9 protein-coding genes are annotated in these 19623 nt (G+C 42.4%); 1 reads left to right on the top strand and 8 read right to left on the bottom strand.

Annotated elements, in window-relative coordinates:
- Positions 1 to 14 precede the first annotated feature (14 nt).
- From OCV27_RS17690 to OCV27_RS17655, 8 genes are all read right to left on the bottom strand, one after another.
- Positions 15 to 1031 (bottom strand): NADP-dependent oxidoreductase, encoded by a 1017-nt coding sequence (locus OCV27_RS17690; protein WP_171361183.1) that lies wholly within the window; start codon positions 1029 to 1031, stop codon positions 15 to 17.
- Between the two features lie 63 nt (positions 1032 to 1094).
- A complete protein-coding gene (locus OCV27_RS17685; RefSeq protein WP_337969481.1) occupies positions 1095 to 1745 on the bottom strand; it encodes a hypothetical protein in 651 nt (216 codons plus the stop codon).
- Complete coding sequence (locus tag OCV27_RS17680) at positions 1742 to 3331, bottom strand: MDR family MFS transporter (protein WP_171361185.1); 1590 nt, start codon at positions 3329 to 3331, stop codon at positions 1742 to 1744. Before OCV27_RS17680 ends, OCV27_RS17685 begins: the two co-directional genes overlap by 4 nt.
- On the bottom strand, positions 3328 to 7425 hold the full coding sequence (locus OCV27_RS17675; protein ID WP_337969480.1) for a non-ribosomal peptide synthetase: 4098 nt from the start codon (positions 7423 to 7425) through the stop codon (positions 3328 to 3330). Before OCV27_RS17675 ends, OCV27_RS17680 begins: the two co-directional genes overlap by 4 nt.
- Positions 7426 to 7510: 85 nt before the next feature.
- Complete coding sequence (locus OCV27_RS17670) at positions 7511 to 13036, bottom strand: type I polyketide synthase (protein WP_337969479.1); 5526 nt, start codon at positions 13034 to 13036, stop codon at positions 7511 to 7513.
- Between the two features lie 136 nt (positions 13037 to 13172).
- Complete coding sequence (locus tag OCV27_RS17665; protein WP_125323347.1) at positions 13173 to 13448, bottom strand: phosphopantetheine-binding protein; 276 nt, start codon at positions 13446 to 13448, stop codon at positions 13173 to 13175.
- Positions 13449 to 13465: 17 nt separating this feature from the next.
- The gene (locus OCV27_RS17660) at positions 13466 to 14965 is read right to left on the bottom strand and encodes a non-ribosomal peptide synthetase (RefSeq protein WP_125323346.1); all 1500 of its coding nucleotides are present in this window, start codon (positions 14963 to 14965) and stop codon (positions 13466 to 13468) included.
- Between the two features lie 55 nt (positions 14966 to 15020).
- On the bottom strand, positions 15021 to 18074 hold the full coding sequence (locus OCV27_RS17655) for a non-ribosomal peptide synthetase (protein WP_125323345.1): 3054 nt from the start codon (positions 18072 to 18074) through the stop codon (positions 15021 to 15023).
- 402 nt (positions 18075 to 18476) lie between these two features.
- Here OCV27_RS17655 and OCV27_RS17650 point away from each other — a divergent pair, with 402 nt between their 5' ends.
- Positions 18477 to 19493: a methyltransferase gene (locus OCV27_RS17650; RefSeq protein ID WP_125322583.1), complete on the top strand. Its 1017-nt coding sequence runs from the start codon at positions 18477 to 18479 to the stop codon at positions 19491 to 19493.
- Positions 19494 to 19623: the final 130 nt, after the last annotated feature.

Raw genomic sequence — 19623 nt, 5'->3', positions numbered from 1 at the left:
AAAAGGCAAAAAGATTAAATCCTAACTAATGGTTTGCCAAAATGATTCCCTTCCAGTAAATCAACAAATGCTTGGGGAGCATTTTCCAATCCATCCGTTATGGTTTCACGAAACTTAATCTGACCTGCTTCAGCCGCTTCTGTCAGCCAACGAACCGCGCTAGCTGCATCATTCATCCACTCTGTAACGAGAAAAAAACGATTCTCAGGGGCTGTGGGTAATGATGAATAGAAACGTGACAATGCGTTAGAATCCACATCCTTACCTTTGTTATATAAAGCAGCACTTCCGCAAATTGGAACTCGTGCACCTTCATTAAGATGCCGAGCTACGAGGGAAGAAGTTCGTCCACCAACATTCTCAAAGTAAATATCAACACCATCAGGGCAAGCATTGGTAATGGCGTCACTAAAGTTATCATCCTTGTAGTTTACGCACACATCAAAACCCAGCTCGTCAACAACATAGCGACACTTTTCATCACTGCCAGCAATGCCAACCACACGACAACCAAGCATTTTTCCTATCTGTCCAGCAACAGAACCTACAGCTCCTGATGCCGCAGAGACTACCATGGTTTCGCCTGCTTTAGGCTTTGCGATTTTAAATAGACCGAAATATGCTGCGCGGCCGGGTGTGCCAGAAACGCCGAGGAAGAGAGTTGGTGATAAATGTGTATCAGGAAGGCGATTGACCATGAGCTCTTCTTCATGAGCGATATAATACTTCTGCCATCCCGAAAAAGTCCCCACTAGGTCTCCTACCAGATACTTTGAACTTTTACTTTCAATCACCTTGGCAATGGTCTCCCCCTGAATGACGTTACCTAAGCCGATCGGTTCAACATAAGCCGTGGTTTTATTCAGGCGTGGACGAGTGTATGGATCCATCGATAACCATAAGTTTTCAACCAAAAATTCACCTGGCTTTAGCTCTCCAAGCGGATTGTTTGATAGACGAAAGTTATCCGTAGCAATAGCACCTTGTGGATAGCTATCAAGAACAATTGCCGGATTGACTAATTTATTCATATTGTTTCCCTTTGAGTTTTTAGTTGTCAACGATTGTTTAAAGTCTGCCCATACTTATCAAATCTACTGAAGCGATGGATCATCATCCCTTGAAGATTTGATTGACTTTTCTGATGCCAAGCGAAAGCTAGGCCAATAAAAACTGAAGATAATCATGGCGATAGTCAGGGGCCAAGCGCCAATAAAAACAAAATAGTCTGCGTAATTAGGTAGATCGCTTGAAAGCATAACCACAAGCAGTGCTTTGACTGCGTAAGCGAAGATCCATGCAATAGACACCTCTTGCCATACCTGAGCGTATTTTGGAGTACCGTATACAGGCAGTTGAGTCAAACGAGGAAGCGCATTTTCAGCTTGGATTCTCACCACAGGGCGTCCAATAAAAGAATAAAAGCCGAACACAAGAATAACGGAGAGTGAACCACCCACAGACAGTAAAACACTTTCTTCCCCAATTTTGAAAAAACGGTAGCCATGCAAATATAAATAATGCACGCAACCGGAAATCAGGATTAGCGCAATAATAGATAGAGAGCCTGTGCGCTGACTAAATACCTCAAACATAGCTGAATAGCAGGCCGTGATGATTAGAGCTGGACCCGCTCCCAGAACCCAAAAAACAATATTGTATAAAAGGATAGGAATAATAATCGTCATACGAGCTTCATGTGATAATAAGTAGCTCCCTATACCAATAGGATTTTTATTACTCATATTGCTTCCTCCTGCTTGAGTTGAAGCCGAAAATCACGGTTTGAACACAACACCATAATTGCCGTTGCCAGCATCATGACACCCATGATCATAAATAGATCGTTAAATGCCATGATCTGTGACTGTACTGCCATTCTTTCGCCGAGAATATTGACGGCGGTTCGTTGCAAGTGCTCGTTGTCTGTCGGTAACCCCTGATTTAACAGCACATTTTTTACTTCACCTAGATAGTGGTAAAACTCTTGACTACCAATTGACACTCTTGATTTTACCGCATCGAGGTGAAAGTCCATTCGAGTGATAAAATATGTCGACAGTATTGCTATGCCCATCGAACCGCCAATACTGCGAAATATATTAATTAATACGGCAGAAGAGGCAGCATCTTCTGCTTTGATATTCTTCGTCGCGAGCATAGAGAGAGGCACCATAATAAACGGCTGTCCTAACGCTCTAACTAACATAGAGGCGATCATCTGTGGCCCCGCAAAATCTGCGTTCATGAAACAATCCATAAAAGAGCTGATCGATAAACCCATAAAACCGATAAATATTAGATATTTAGGATTGAATCGACGAATAAGGTATGGAATAAATGGTAAAATAACCAGTTGAGGTAAGCCCATCCAAATCACCACATGCCCTATTTCTGTCGCGTTGTAATCATGAATCATAGTTAGGTAATACGGCACCAGAAATAAAGTACCGTAAATAGCCGAACCAAGCATGGCAAAAATCAACAAGGAATAAGAATATTGATGCTCACTTAATAAACGAATATTGATTAACGGGTGACGACATACAATTTGATCGTACACAAAAATGATAAAACTCACGGCTGAAATAACAGTTAAAATGCAGATCATCCTTGAATCAAACCAATTTTCATCTCCACCTTTTTCCAATATAACTTCCAAGGTTCCTAAAAAAACCATCACACTCACGACGCCCAAATAATCGCCTTGACGAATGATGTTCCAATCGATGATGGGATGTTTCATAGATCGTTGAATTAACACCCATGCCAATACAGAGGGGAATATATTGACGTAAAAAATAGCATGCCATGAGAAGTGTTCAGTTAACCAGCCCCCGATTGCAGGACCAATCGCTGGGGCAAAAGTCGCAATAATACTAAATAGCGACATCCCCATCGCCCTTTTCTCTTGTGGAAGAATTTCAATAATAAGCCGAAACGATAAAGGAATTAGCGCACCACCGCAAAATCCTTGCATAGCTCGAAATACAATCATTGAGTCTAAGTTCCATGCCATAGAACACAACAAAGATGAACCAAGAAATCCACCAATACACCATAACGCGTATCTTCCGGTGCCAAGGGCTTGTGATAACCATCCACAAAGAGGAATCGCTACAATCTCCGCAGTAAAGTAAGACGTCATCAACCAAGAAGCATCATCTAGGGAGGCGGAAAGCGCTCCCTGAATGACCTTCATTGAGGAGTTAGTAATCTGAATATCCAAAATGGCCATAAAGCCACCGATAAGGCCACCAAAAATAGCCCACCACTCCTTTTTTGAAACAACGACTTCGCTATCCTGCGTCGATATAGCGATACTGCTCAAAGTATTTCCTCCTGTAGGCAAACAGCCAATTGAGTAATATATGGAGCGTTCATCATTGAAATATGATCACCCAAGGCAGGGACCACCTTCAAAGGCCTCTTACTAAATTTCTGCCACCCAAGTCCTTCACTGGCTAAGCGAGTACGGCCAGGTAAAATGTCTTGCGCTTCAGCAACCACAACTTGGCCTCCATAAGGCTGCCCTTGATAGCGATCTGTCGCCGTCATATGAGCTTGTAAAATGGTAAGGAAATATTGGAAATCTTCAGCACTGATATTGTCTGGGACCATTTGGGCCTTTCGAAAACCATCAAGAAACACATCACTTCTCTCAATATCAGACATGGCCGCCAATTGGGTTCCTGAAGTATTAAATGATGTTCCAGTAAACCGCTCTACTTTCTGAGCAAAATAGGCCAGCCTATCATGCTCCTCCATGTTCGCACTATCATCAACATTCACTTGAGGCGCAGGCTGATCGAACACCAAAACCTTGGGCTGATTACCCGTAAACTGCTCAATCTGACAAGCCATTTCAAAGGCAATCGTTCCACCTAAAGACCATCCACCAATAATGAGTTCAGATTGCTGCGATAGCTTACCCAATTGCTCTACGTAATGCCCAGCCAAGCGAGACAATTCATGATTGTATTCAGCCACTGTGCTAAAGTTCGACACCTGAATACCATAAACCGGATAACTCTTATCTAAGCCGCGAGTAAACTCGTTATAGCACATCACGTTTCCACCAGCCGGATGAACTAAAATCAAGCTCGAATGAGTCTCTGGATTGCCTTTGTTTAGAAGAACTAAGGAGTGCTCACCCAAATGACTTACCGAGTATTGCTCGATATACATGGCTAATTCTACAATGCTGCTATGTGCAAAAAACTCTCCTAAGGTCATGGCCATAGAAAACGCTTTGTTCACTTCAATAAGAAGTTTCAAAGCACTGATAGAGTTGCCGCCAAGATCAAGAAACTTGGTTTCCGTGCTCACAATATCTCGGCTTAATACCCTGTGATAAATTACCTGTAAACGCACCTCCATGTCATTTTTAGGTTCTACTGCACTGTGACATTCATTATTTATCGACTCTTCAGGCAACTGTCGGTAGTTTATCTTTCCACTGGCTGTCATGGGCATAGACTCAAGCCATAGCCAGCTCTCAGGATGCATATAAGCGGGTAAACTGTTCTCAACTTGCTGCTTAATGATCGATTGAGTGTCGGAATTCGTTTGCTCTGGATGACAACTCACATACGCTATCAATTGGCTTAGTTGACCTTGGTGCCTTTGAATCACAGCAGCACTCTCAACATAATCTTGCTCACAGATGGCTTTCTCAATTTCGCCTAATTCGACCCTAAAACCTCTGACCTTTACCTGCCTATCCAGCCGGCCAAGATACTCAAGATCACCAAGGCTGTTGAACCGACCTTTATCTCCTGTGCGGTATAAGCGCTCTCCCGCTAGATAAGGGTGGTCGATAAACTGATGTTGACTGATGTTCGATTCACCTATGTACCCACTAGCAATTTGTCGGCCTCCAATACAAAGTTCACCCGCTAAACCCGATGGCACAAGCTGCTGATTCGCGTCCAAAATCAATACATGGTTGCCCTTTAAAGGCTGGCCAATTGGAACAAACTTAGCGTCTAATTGTGCTAAATCATTTGGCAATAAGTATGTAGTCACGCCGACAGTACATTCTGTTGGCCCGTAATGGTTAACAAGACGACAATCCGGTCTCAAGGTTTTAACTTTTTGAACTATGGATACGGGTAAGGCTTCTCCTCCAAGCACTAGAGTACTTTGTGGTAAGATATCCCCAGCATTGGGGACATTCAACAAGGCTGAGAGGTGTGTGGGGGTTATTTTAGCGCAATCAATCGGATTGTCTTTCAGATGATCTGCCAGTGCTTCAGGGCTTTCCAACATCTCTTTTGTGAAGATAACAAGCTCTCCACGCCCAACAAGAGCAGGAAATAGCATGGTATGGGCGAGATCAGTCGAAAACGAAGAAAACATCCCATAGCGAGCGTGTTCAGATTGAGCTAATACTGGCGCAACGGATTGACAATATGCACTTAGCTGCGAGTGGTAAACACATACGCCTTTTGGGTTGCCAGTGCTACCTGAAGTATAAATAATATAGGCCGGACGCTCACTGTTGGGGTCGGTAAACAGGTTTTCCTGTGAAATTTTATCGTTTTCTGGTTCATCCAGTAGATCAATCCAGTTTAATGATGTCCGCTGTGCAATACTTTCTATATGCTGTGGGATCTTACTTGCATATATCACGTTCTTAGCTTTTGCATCATTTAAAATGTACGCTATTTTTGACTCAGGCAAGTTGATATCGATAGGCAGATAGCAGCCACCAGCTTTGAGAATCGCTAAAATAGAAACTACACTCAGTTCGCTTTTATCCATAGCTATCGCAACAGGTTCACCTAAGCTGACGCCCTCCAACAACAACCTCTGTGCTAGCTGGTTAGCCGACTGATTTAATTCTTGGTAACTGAGCGCCCGATTGCCACAACGCAGCGCAATATTATTTGGGAAATGTTCAGCACTATGTTCAAAGTGAAGGTGTATCGGATGTAACGACCTCTGCTCTTTGGTAACACATCTTTCAAGAAGTTTCTTCTCTTCACTCTGGGTAAGCAAAGACAGGTCAGCAATCGTCTTATCTGGCGTTTCTACAATGGCAGAAAGAATAGTATTTAGGCCATCCAACATTCTTTCTATCGTCGCGTGTTCAAACAAGGCCGTATCATAATTAATGGTGCAGACTAAACCATCTCCGTCTTCCTCTACCCAAAGATTTAGATCCAGTTTAGCGACACCATAATCGACTTTTAATGGCGTATAGCTGAATCCTTTTTGTCCACGTGAATGTGGGTAAACTTGATAACTTAACACAGCTTGATACAGTGGATTAATTGCTAAGTCACGTGGATGATCGATAGCTTCAAGAATTCGATTAAAGGGCACATCCTGATGTGTCATTGCCTGCGAGCTTTCTTTTTTCGCGGCTTCAACAACAGACGCTAGACTTGAATGGCTATCTAATTGAAAACGCAGTGGCAGGGTATTCATAAAAAGCCCCAACATATCTTGCGTTTTAGCATCCAAACGATTGGCGAAAGGAACACCAATAATGATATCTTGTTGACCGCTATATTTGTGCAAAAGTAGTTTGTAGGCTGCCAGCATTAGATGGAAAGTTGTCGCACCTTGCTTAGCAGCAGCAGATTGAAGTTTTTGGCAAAAATCTCCGCTAAGAAACTTACTGACATAACTGCCTGCAAAGCTCATGGTATCAGGACGAGGATGATCAGTGGCAATATCCAGTATCCCTTCTGCTCCGCTTAGCTTATCACTCCAATATTCGATGCCCTTTTGGTATTTTCCTTGCTCGAAATAGAGACTTTGGTTGAGCGCATACTCAGTAAACTGAGGGGCTTGCTCGTTGCCATGCCCAAAATAGGTTTTCATGAATTCCAAAAAGCATAAACTGACCGTCCAGCCATCAGAAATAATATGATGGAAAGTCAGCATCAATACGTATTCACTAGGCTGCGTCTTCGCCATTCTCCAACGAAATAATGGTCCATTTTCTAGGTCAAAAGACTTGCACCCTTCTTCTTTCGCAACCTGCATGATCCAATGGTGTTTTTCTTCGTCAGGCATAGATGAGACATCATCAAAACCGACATCCATCGTCACCTTATCATCAACAAATTGACACGGTTCGTTATCAACATTACGGATCTTAGTTCGAAATATATTATGGCGGTCGGCCATTTTTTTTAACGTGTCTTGAACACGATCAGGGGTAAATTCATGGTCAATGTGACAAGTAATAGCAAGCGGGTTGTTATAAGCTTTGTTGCCTTTTTGGTATTGCTCTAACGCCCAAATACTCTTTTGTGCATCCGTCAAAGGAAAGATTTTTCGGTTTTTATCCGATGGTGCATTCGCTTCCATGAGCTGTGCTTTGTTATTTCTTTTCTCTCTAGCAAGTCTTTTGAGCTCTTCAAGCCCCATAGATTGCAAAATTTTATGTGTTTTAGTCGTCACAGCCATACCCCTATCATGGTGGGTGGATTAGGCTGCTCGCTAAAGCAGCCAAAAATTAATGTGATTCCCGAGCTCTGCTCGGGAGCCATCTTTACTCACTTTCTAATAGTGACTCGAAAGCTTGAATGACTAATCCAGCAAGCCCTCTTACGGTTTGGTCTTGATAGAAAAGATCCACTCGGATATCGACTTCAAACTTAGCTGATACCTTAGAAACAATCTGTACTGCTAACAAAGAGTTCCCACCTAGTTCCACAAAGTTATCATCGATTCCTATCCCTGAAATTCCCAAGGTCGACTGCCAAATAGCAATGACTTCTTTCTCGATATCATTTTCTGGTGCCACATATTCAACTGAGAGTTCAGGGCGAGCATGTCCTTGGTTTGCTGCTACATCCGCCACCGTCGTTTCAACTTCTTCTCGCTCGGGAATCGCTTCATAAATCAGTTGCCCCAAATCGCTCGTCACAACGACCAGTTGCTCAAATTCTAAGTGGGCTAACTGACGCTTCAATGCATCAAGTCCTTCATAGAACATAATATCTTTGTCAGAAACATTGACATCAAACCTTGCCTTGCTTGAAGTCGATACAGAGTCTTGTACTTGGTTGTCTGCTTTCATTCGAACCAAGGTGTAATTCTCTATAACCATCAATGGCTGACTATCTGCGTCTAAGAAAGTTACATCCATAATGATGGTGCTGTCTTCTTGCTTGTATGCTTGCTTCAGCTTGATATGGGCATAGCAATCACCATCAAGTGGTGCTAAGTAGCTGACCTTACCGTAACTAATTGGCAGGAAATTTTCTTTTGAAATCAGATTAATACAGCGAATCGATACAGAATCAATCACGGCTGGGTGATATGGGTATTGCTCGAAATCACTCTGATACTGAGCATCAAGATCTTTATGGATCAACCACTCATTATCCCCTTGCCATGCCGTCTTAGTCGTGCTCCAGCGGTCACTGAGAGAGAGGAAAATCTGGCCAGTTATCGCATTAATATACTCTTTGCCAACATCTTCTTCGTCTAAACGCTCGCCACAACGCGCTTGAATGGTGTCGAGTGATTCAATATAGGAGGTAAGGCTTTCTGTCGTCTCAACACCCGATCCAAGATTACCAATGGCATGCTCTTCCCAATCAATTTCTCGAATACCACGGCTACGCAGACTAAAGCTATAGCCAGTGCCTTCTGCGCGAACAAATAGGCGCATTTCACGTGGCCAAGCATTATGATAAATCGCAGGTTTTGTTAGCAGTAGGTTTTTAACCTGAAGTGGTTCTTGTGGTTTGAAATGGTTCATAAAACTATGCAGCATAGAGAGTATGGTCGTCCCAACCATAGTTGGTTGCTCTGACAAGCAATGCTCGTTCAATACCCAGTCTTTTTGTACATCGAGATTGACTCGATACACTTCCTCTAGGCCTTTACGATCAACCAATGCCAATAGCCCCGACTCCTCAGCTTGAACCAGTTGAGCTTTTTTCTCATCCAATTCACGGCCATATTGAACCGCCATACCGACATCGCCCCATTTACCCCAGTTTATGGCTAGAGTGCGACCAGTGCGATTCTGGTTACGATAGCTGGCGAACGTATCTAAAAATGCGTTGCCTGCGCAGTAATCAATGCGTGCTTCATCCGCTTGAATCGATGTAATGGAAGAAAATAGCACCATAAAGTCAGGCTGATCATCTTTTGTCAGCTCATCAAGAATCATGCTTCCCATTAGCTTGGGATCAATAACGCTTGCACAGTCTTGGTCAGACTTGAGCGGAATAATCCCCCCACCTGCAATACCCGCAGTATGGAAAATACCGTCAAATTTTGGGTAGCGCCGACACATTTTTTCCATTTCAGCATAATCGCAAACATCAACATGCACCAAGTCTATGGTGTTACCCATTTCTTCTAGACGAAGGATGCTCACCAATTTCTCACTCATGGCATCATCGACTGGATGTTGTTCGATCCAAGTTTGCCACTCTTCCCTTGGTGGTAAACTACTACGGTAAGTCAGCACTAGCGTGGCATTACAAAGTTCACTGATATGACCGGCGACTAACATGCCAAGGCCCCCGAGTCCTCCAGTAATGAGATACACACCCTCGTCTTTAAATTGCGCACTGATACCAGACACTTGCTCATACAAGCGCACCGCTTGGTATTCCTCTTCAAAGCGGCAGCCGCCACGATATGCCACCAACTGACCATCAGTAGCGATATTTGCCTCGGCAATCAGACTGCGAGCTGCAATATTATTAAAACCGTCAATTTCATCCTTTTTGTCGAGAGGAATGTCAATATCCACCAGATGACACTGTACGTCTGGATACTCGTGGTAAAAGACCCGTGCAGGACCAACAAGTAAGGCTTTTTCAGGGCAAATGACCTTTTCACCAGAGACACTAAATGTGTTGTTTGTAACAAATAGTAAGCGCACCCTATCTAATACATTTTCGCTCACCAAGGCTTGCTGCAAATACAATGGACCATAGAAAGAGGCGTGTTGGCCATTCTGACACTGCTCTAGATCCAAACCTCTATCTTGAGTTGACAAGTTCCACAAGTCTACAATACGCACAGGCGCCATACCTTGCGCTTTAATTGCCTGAAGCAACTGAATATAGTCTTCACGCTCACGAGAATTGATAATAAAGTTGAAAGTATGATCTTCAGGCACTGAATTGTCCTGATAACTGTCCCCTTGAAGGACAGTTACAACATGCGCACCATTCTCACGAAGGAGCGATTGCATTTGGGCCGCAACGCCATATTCATCGGCAAAAAGGATCCAACAGTCGACCTCGTTTTCTGCTTTCTCACCAGGCATAAATTCAGCTGGAATTGTGCGCTTCCATGCTGGCATATAAAACCAATCCGCAACGTCTTGCTTTTTACGTTTTAACGAAGCTTCAACCACTGCAACAGAAGGACTGTCTGCATTTCCGCCTTGAATTTCGGGCAATTTAAACTCATTGCGCTCAAATGGATAACCGGGTAAAGGCAAGCGGCAACGGCGCTCATCGTTATATAATAACGACCAGTCGACTTTGACGCCATGAGCCCACATAGAACCAAGTGTTGAGACAAAATATTGACCTGATAGCGACACTTCTTTTGCTGTTGGTAGCGAGGAGAATATATCTGCTTCGATGTCAGTTTCTTCTTTGAAGTGCTGTTTTGCCGCTGACTCAAGTGAGCGACCCGGCCCTACTTCCAAAGCGAAAAATCCGTCTTGGTATTCTTGCATCAAAGTCTTAAATGCGTGCGAAAAGAGGACAGGGTTTCTTACATGACGGACCCAATAATCGCTGTCTTGCGCTAAATCTTCACTGATCCACTCCCCTGTGACCGAAGACACAAATGGGATTTGCGGAACATGAAGATCAATACCATCAATAACCTGTTTAAAATCTGGTAACATTGGATCCATCATGCTTGAATGGAAGCCATGGGATGTGTCCAAATGTTTGCAGAAAATACCTTCTTCTTCCAACTCATATTGGAAGGCTTTAACCGCTTCCAGCTCGCCGGCGACGACAGATAACTCGGGGTAGTTAACGGCGGCGATGTCCAAGTCCAAGTCGGCAATCCGCTCACTCAGTTCAGATTCTTCCATCAATACGGCCAACATAGCGCCTGGTGGTAGGGCTTGGACCAATTTCCCACGAATCGCCACTGCTTTTAATGCATCTTGTAGAGAGAAAACCCCGGACAAACAGGCTGCCACATATTCGCCAACACTGTGGCCAATCATTACATCTGGCTTAATACCCCATGACATCCATAATTGAGCCAAACTGTACTCAACAACAAAAAGCGCTGGCTGAGTGAATTTCGTTTGGTTGATAAGCGCCGCAGCTTCATCGTCCTTAGGAAATATAATATCTTTCAGATCTTGTTCAAGGATCGGGGTGAGATAGTCACAACACTCATCCATTGCCTGCTTGAACACCGGATAAGTTTTATAAAGATCCAAAGACATATTCGCATATTGATTTCCCTGCCCTGGAAACATAAAGACCACAGGACGCTTAGACTTATTCTTAACCGTAACTGGAGAAGCCTTGCCCAATGATGCCAGAAGTGATTCCAGATCTTCACCAACAACGCTGGTTGAAAACTCAAACTGCTTACGTCCTGTTTGCAAGGTATAAGCAACATCAGCAAGATTAGCTCCTGGGTTACCTTCCAGATACGCAGTCATACGCTGTTTCATCTCGATAAGCGCGTTACGACTTCGGGCCGAAAATGTCATCAACAACGGAGCTTGGTGGTCTCCACCAGATGGCAGGTCAGGAGCTGCTTCCAAGATAACGCAAGCATTGGTACCACCAACACCAAACGAATTCACTAGCGCATTATTCGGCTTATCTGAGTGTTTAAATGATGTGAGTTCTGTATTCATCACAAACGGACTGGTTTCAAAGTCGATATTTGGATTGGGCTGTGAATAATGCAGCGACGCTGGAAGCTGACCAGATTTGAGCGCTAATGATGCTTTGATCAAACTCGCAACGCCAGATGCTGCATCTGTGTGCCCAATGTTGGTCTTAACCGAGCCTAAGCGGCAGAACTGCTTTTTGTCTGTGTACTGCTGAAAGGTTTGCGACAAAGAAGAAAACTCAATAGGATCACCAAGCGCTGTCGCAGTGCCATGCGCTTCAACAAAACGAATATTTTCGACATCAATATCAGAGTTTGCTATCGCTTGCTTTGCAACCTCTACTTGCCCTTCAATACCCGGTGCGGTAAAACCTGCTTTTAAAGAGCCATCGTTGTTGATAGCGCCGCCCTTAACGATAGCGTAGATATGATCGCCATCTCTTATGGCATCTTTAGCTCGCTTCAGCAACACTGACCCAACACCGCGACTGAAGACAGTGCCATTTGCTCGTGAATCAAACGCATAACAACGCCCATCCTCTGACTCCATTCCGCCTTGCATATATCGGTAACCGCGACGCTCTGGTGTATCAATCGACACACCGCCAGCAACAACTAGATCACTCTCGCCACTTAGTAGGCTGTTAATTCCCATCACAACCGCTACCATCGCAGTAGAGCATGCAGTTTGGACGTTAACACTTGGTCCTTTTAGGTCCAACTTATAAGAAACCCGAGTGGTGACATAATCTTTATCATTGTTGGTCACAATCGATGCGCCACTGGCAAATTGAGTCACGCTAGGGTGCGAGTGAACTTTGTTCAAGTGCCATGCTGCACCTGTTCCTCCAAATACACCCACCTTGCCTGGATAGCTTGCAGGAACATAGCCCGCATCTTCAAATGCATGCCAACTACTCTCAAGAAATGCACGATGTTGAGGGTCCATAATTTCAGCATCACGGGGGGTGATGTCGAAGAAATGAGCATCAAAATACTCAGCATTACCAAGAATACCTCGCCGAGGAATATAATTAGATGAAGCAATTAACTCTTCGTCAACACCCGATTCTCTAAGTTCTTGTTCACTGAAAGTGGTAATGGTTTCTAAGCCCTCAGCGAGATTACTCCAAAACGTTGAAATATCTTCGGCTCCAGGGAATCGGCCTGACATGCCAATAATAGCTATGTCTTTGTCGCGCAATGTTACTTGGTCGTTCATATGCTACCTCATGGTTATATATTATAATTTGGGAATGTGATGTATTGGGTTCCAAACTCAGGGCAAATAATTTCCTGCCTCCAAGAGAGGAATAAATATTTACTAATGGCTATCTTTTAATTAAACGTATTAGTTCTCAGGCTTCACCTGATGTTTCACGTAATACATTTGGATACTTTTTCAGTATATTTTTGCTAAGAGATTCAACAGTAGGACACTGAAATAAATCAATAATATTAATTGGAATATCAAATTGTTTTTTAATTTGTCGATGAACTTTACTCATAAGTAATGAATTACCACCGGCTTCAAAAAAATTTTCATCTATCGTTATTTTCTTAACCTCTAATACTGATTTCCAAATAGCGATGATCTGATTTTCTATTTCAGAGTCCTGTCTACTGTTTAACATGTTTTAACGCCTTCTCGTCACTTAGCACTGAGTGCTGATTTACTGATTTTTCCATTAGGGAGTGTGGGTAAACTGTCTACGGCATAGTAGCGTGAGGGTTGCATGTAATAAGGCAGTATCTCTGCCATTTCTCGCTTTATAGCCTGTATGTCTGTATCTCTATGTTGATAAGGCACATAAAATGCTGTGAGATGTTGTTTTTTTCCGTCATCACTGCCATCCACAATGACCGCAGCATGAGATACATAAGGCAATGCCTGCAACTGAGCTTCTATTTCAGCGAGCTCAATCCGGTGACCACGCAGTTTTATTTGCGAATCAATTCTTCCATGAAAGAGCAGTGCGCCATCTTTTCTTAAACTAACGAGATCGCCTGTACGATACATTTTAGCCTTAGCGCCCGTGGAATAAGGGTTAACCAAGAAACGTTCAGTGGTTAGATCTTCACGTTTCAAGTAACCTAATGCGAGTATGTCTCCGGACAAATAAAGTTCGCCGCGACACCCTTGCTCAACAAGTTCAAGCTCCTCATTTAGTATCAACACTTGGGCATGAGGTATCGGAAAGCCAATTGGGACAATGGCTTCACTAGTAGTATTAGGCTGGCATTGCCAGTGACACGCAAAAATCGTCGCTTCTGTTGGGCCATATAAATTATGAATATCGCCATGAAACTGTTGAGACAAATCATCAACCAAACACTGAGGCAGCGCTTCTCCACCAGAAAAGATGTGTTCGAGTGAATGACACTTATCCAAAACACCTGCGTCAACAATGATTCTAAGCGCGGTTGGAACAAACTGAGCGACCGTTACTTGATGGTGTCGAATAAAATCCGCCAGTAAAACAGGATCATACTTGGCTTCTTCGCAGATTAGTGCAGTACTCGCGCCCGTAGTTAAAGGCCAGAAAATTTCCCACACCGATATATCAAAGCTATAAGTAGTTTGGCTCAATACACGACTATCTTGCTCAAGTTGAAATGCCTCTTGCATCCAATTGAGATAGTTAACGACTGTATTGTGTGCCACCATGACACCTTTCGGCGTACCCGTAGAACCAGAGGTATACATGATGTAACAAAGTTGCTGTTCATCTATATCAGGTAGGGTTGGCGATACTGATTGGGAGAAATCGACACTCGTAATATCAATATATTCACACTCTACTGGCAGCCAATCCATTTCATATGGTCTATCGGTTACAACAAGCTTTGCTTCTGAATGCTCTACCATGTAAGACAAGCGGTTATGTGGATAATAAGGATCTAAAGGTAGGTAACAAGCACCGGTTTTCATTATCCCCAAAAGTGTGGCTACAAGGTTATTACTACGGTCCATGTATACGCCAACAACATCACCAGGACGAACCCCAAATGAAAGTAATTTTTGAGCAATTGTATCAGTGCGTAACTCGAGCTCACGATAAGTAATATTTTCGTTAAGGCTGCGAAGAGCAATATTATTTGGTGTGATAAGGCATTGCTTAGCAAACTGAACATGAACTAATTTTGACATAGGTACAAACTCCTCCCAATTAATGCTGCCTTCTCCGTCCAACGTAGATCAACAATCATAAAGATATAGTGTCCGATATCATTGCTAGGTACTGCTCTGCCAGCAACATGATCTTTGGCTTAGTAAAGGCTGATCGCTCATAATCAAAACTTAATCTGAACCGCTCCCCGTCATCCACTGTTAGGGTCAAATCACAACGAGCAAACGGCTCAACAATATGCTGCACTGACACCTGACAATCTGCGATACTTTCTGCCTTTGGTAAGGCTGATAAGTAGTTAAATGTAATGGGAAAACGCAGTTTATCTAACCAACTTTTACGCCTCATCTCATCAACAAGTAATTGGTAAGGAACTGACTGATTGTCTAACAATGAATAAATCGATTTACCACTGGATTGCAGCAGGGCCAATACATTTTCAACCTGCACCGCTGGTTGGTAGTAGGTCACCATATTAACGAAACAGCCTAACTGATCATCATTTTGTAACATTGAACGACTTGAAGTTGGAAGACCAATGGCAACATTCTTATAACGAGTTTCTCTATTTAACGTTAGATTAAACAGTGTTAGAAGCAATACATAAGCAGTAGTATTATGTCTTCGCGAAAACTGTTTTATTTGTTGAGTAAATCTCTGAGATAGCTCGATTTGATAACCATCTGGATTAGGGTAATCTTGCACAGGGTATAAAGATGCATCGGCACCTTGGTGTAAATACCGTTCTAAGGTCGATAACCAGAATTGCATTTGATTTTCCTGTTCAACCACTGCGCCTCTGTGATGAGTCAAATTTAGCTGATGCGAAGTCTGACTAGAAAAACTCAAGTCTCCGACTAAATGCGCTTGATAAGCATCTACAAATTGTTTAAAAAACAGCCCTATAGACTCATGATCAAACACAGCATGATGCACTCGGATGACAACCACATGCTGATTGTCATCCTTGCTAAGTAAGGTGACATTTATCGCAGGTGTGCTATCAATGTCTATAGCTGGCATATCTGCCATCGCCAACCATTCTTGCTCAGAATAGTCAGCTAATTGCTTGTTAAGATAGCCAAGTTTACGGTGTTGAACCTCCAGTTGTTCGTGAGTGTAGCCCCCCTGCTTTACGGTAAAATCATCTAGGTTAAAACGAGACCGCAGCACTGGGTTGTTTGCCAGTACTTTATTTATCGACCAAGAAATCGCTTGCTCACTCGCTTGTCCTTCTAGAAAAATATTAAATGCTGGCTGATAGGCTTGCGGATTTGTACATGTTTGTTCCAATGTGACGAAATAAGCTTGTGATGAAGAAAGGGCACAAAAAGTCTTATCGTTTTCACTATCATATTCTTGAGAAATACAATCACTTTCCCCACCGTCAGTTAAGTAATATGGGATGATCGCTGCAAGCTTGCTGGGGGTTGGGTTACGAATGACCAAGTCAAAATCAAGCTCACTATACAAGCGTCGACGAATCATAGTTCGTACTCGCATGGCTTGTAGGGAGTTACCACCCAAATCGAAAAAGTCATCATCCACCCCTAGCCCCTGTAAGCCCAAAATTTCTTGCCAAATATCCACTAAGTCTTGCTCAAGATCGTTTATAGGTGATCGATATTCACATTTGAGTTCAGGGCGAGAAACCGCTGGCTTGGGCAAGCGTGCATTATCCAGCTTTCCATTCGGTAGCTTGGGAAAACTATCTAGATAAACAAATTGTGACGGGATCATCACCGCTGATAGATATTCGCCAAGATAGGCCCTCAGCTCCCATGCAGTCGGTTTGCTACGCGTGATGAGATAAGCGATAAGTTCATCGTTCGTCATCTTAACAACTGCATCTTGAACACCATCATGGCGACGCAAGCACGCTTCAATATCACCCAGTTCTAATCTTACTCCACTTAACTTAACCTGACGGTCCTTCCGGCCAAGATAGACCATGTCGCCTTCAGAGTTGAATCGCCCTAAATCCCCTGTTCTATGGGCCTTCAAACCCTGATAAATAAAAAATCGCTCATCATTAAGCTCTGGCAAGTTAGCATAGCCACGTGCAACACCAGGCCCAGCAATACAAATCTCCCCAATATCACTCTCTTCAGCTTCAGCGTTATTTTCTTTGAGTAGAAAAAGTTCACTGCCTGATATTGCCTTACCTATAGTGATGGGTACATCTGGTTGCAGCTCGGTAAATGCGCAGTTAGCGACCGTTTCTGTTGGCCCATAAAGGTTAAACACTCTAACACTGTCTATTGCAGCAAACGTACGCTGCTTGAGATCATCGGCAACCGCTTCCCCCGACAGAAATACGGTATTAGGCAAATTCACGTTATGATCAATCGACTGTTTATAAAAAAGCAGCTCTTTCCATAATGTGGCTACACAGTAAATCGCCGGATTGCTCTGAACTTCAAACCAATCAAATAGCAATTGGGGATTATTGAGTGCCCCTTCAGGCAGGATATGAAGTGTGTCACCACGTACTAGCGGTGCAAATAATTGAGTGACGGCAGCCGCGAAGCTCAATGAAGAGGTTAAAGGCAATTGAGCCTGAACTTTTGACCACAGATCGCGATTAAACCAATCGATGTAGTAAGCCAAGCTGTGATGTTCAACCTCAACTCCTTTAGGTCTACCTGTCGAGCCAGATGTGTATAAGGTGTAGGCTAGCTGTGCTCCACCAAACTTAGGATACTCAACTTCTGTAGCTTCTATGTTCAAGTCAATACCATCGATATCTAAAACAATGGATTGGTCTAATTGAAGTTTGGATTTTTGGTAAGATACATGATCGGTAATAACAAGGAAGGACTGTGAGTCATCAATTATTTGAGCAATTCTCTGAGCAGGTTGAAACGAAGACAATGGTACATAGCTGTGACCCGCTTTCATAATACCCAATATCACAACAGGTAAATCAAGGCTAGGTTCTAAGTAAACCGCTATTTTACCTATTTCTTTGCTGGTGTATTGCTGGCGTAAATAAGCGGCCAATTGATTCGAGCGTTTCTCAAGATCGGAAAACGTTAAGGCATCACCTTTATATATAACCGCAGCCTTTTCAGGAATAAGTAAAGAATAATTTGAGATAGTTTCAAATACAGGGCTAACATTTATCACAATACTCACCTCTCACAAAATTATTTACATTTTTATATAAGTAATATTATTTTTCCTTTGAACTTATTAGCAAGGTACGCCTTAAAACTTAGGATTTATTTAAGGAAATCATAAGCCACATTAAAACATATAAATCCCATCATCGGAAAATTGAAATTCAATAACAATCACAGCCTTAAATAAACAAATTTGTAATTATGACAGTTTACTAATATCGTTCTGACTTAAAAGTGACAAAAAACGGCGTAAGCTATATATAAAAATGACATTTAAAGTATAGAACTAGAAGCTATTATTTAATTTCAATTTAAAAGTAATAAATATATGTAACTCTTAATCAAATATTAAGAATTACAAACTAGCGTTCTTATTTTAACACTTACAGATTATGGTGGTTATGTTATGAAAGAAGCAGAATCGGCAAAGAAATTATCAGAGATCATGATGATGCCTTTGGCAGCCAAAGCTCTGTCTACTCTCGCAGAATTAGGTGTCGCAGACTTGGTTCAAGAAGTACCTTTAGAGGTAAGCGTACTAGCAAAAGCCTGTAACGCAGACCAAACAATCTTAATCAATATGTTTAAAGTAGTTGAATTATTTGGTTTTTTCTCTATAGAGAAAGGTAAGGTAATCAAAAATAGTTCGAGTTCAGAGCTGCTGACATCTGATCACCCTCAATCTATGCGCCACTTTTGTATGTTATTTGGCGAAGAGTATTACCGTGGCTACGAAGGATTGCTTCACACCTGTCAAACTGGACAATCTGGCTTTAAGCACGTCTTTGATAACACTTTATACCAATACTTAGACGAGAAACCGAGCAGAGCTTCAGTGTATGATTTAGCAATGCGAGATTTCTCAAGACCTGTTGGCTCTTTATTGGCAATGACCTTCCCTGATATTTTCAGTAAAGCAGCAAACGTGATTGATATTGGTGGAGGAAGTGGCGTTATTAGCACCGAGCTGGTAAAAAACTATCAACACCTAACAGCGTGTATTTTCGATAGGCAAGATGTATGTCAGCGAAGTGCAGAGTCATTGCCATCAGACTTAAAAGAACGTATTCAAACTTATAGTGGTGACTTTTTCGAACATATTCCAGAGGGCTATGATGTTTATTTATTAAAAAACGTTTTACACAATTGGAATACACAATCATGTAGCCAAATTCTGAATAATATTGGTCAATCATTACAACAAGGCCGTTTGTTAGTCATAGAACCTTTGGTGGAACCGGAAGAAGAATCCCCTCGGCTTCTTTTCAACGCACTATTTCAATCTGTGATATGTGAAGACGGTACCTATCAAAGAAGCTTAAGCGATCTAGAAACTCTATTTTCAGAGTGTCAGTTAAGAATAGTTCAGACAACTAAATTAGCGACAGGGCACACTGTAATAGAATTAACAACAGTTATTTAAGTCAATAATAAAAGTTTACATAGCATAATTTATGGGAGATGAGTTATCTCCCATAAATTATATTTTTAGCCACACATAAATGTAATTGATAAAATAATACCTTTCTTCCCTGCTATATTTTCATTTTTCT

It is taken from the genome of Vibrio pectenicida (genome assembly GCA_024347015.1).
GTDB lineage: Bacteria > Pseudomonadota > Gammaproteobacteria > Enterobacterales > Vibrionaceae > Vibrio > Vibrio pectenicida.
Note: the sequence above shows the minus strand (reverse complement) of the source record. Positions and strands in the feature narration are given on the sequence as shown.

Excerpts from the sequence above, each read along its gene's own strand:
- OCV27_RS17690 (WP_171361183.1), bottom strand. The coding sequence starts at position 1,031 with ATGAATAAATTAGTCAATCCGGCAATTGTTCTTGATAGCTATCCACAA.
- OCV27_RS17685 (WP_337969481.1), bottom strand. The coding sequence starts at position 1,745 with ATGAGTAATAAAAATCCTATTGGTATAGGGAGCTACTTATTATCACAT.
- OCV27_RS17675 (WP_337969480.1), bottom strand. The coding sequence starts at position 7,425 with ATGGCTGTGACGACTAAAACACATAAAATTTTGCAATCTATGGGGCTT.
- OCV27_RS17670 (WP_337969479.1), bottom strand. The coding sequence starts at position 13,036 with ATGAACGACCAAGTAACATTGCGCGACAAAGACATAGCTATTATTGGC.
- OCV27_RS17665 (WP_125323347.1), bottom strand. The coding sequence starts at position 13,448 with ATGTTAAACAGTAGACAGGACTCTGAAATAGAAAATCAGATCATCGCT.
- OCV27_RS17660 (WP_125323346.1), bottom strand. The coding sequence starts at position 14,965 with ATGTCAAAATTAGTTCATGTTCAGTTTGCTAAGCAATGCCTTATCACA.
- OCV27_RS17650 (WP_125322583.1), top strand. The coding sequence starts at position 18,477 with ATGAAAGAAGCAGAATCGGCAAAGAAATTATCAGAGATCATGATGATG.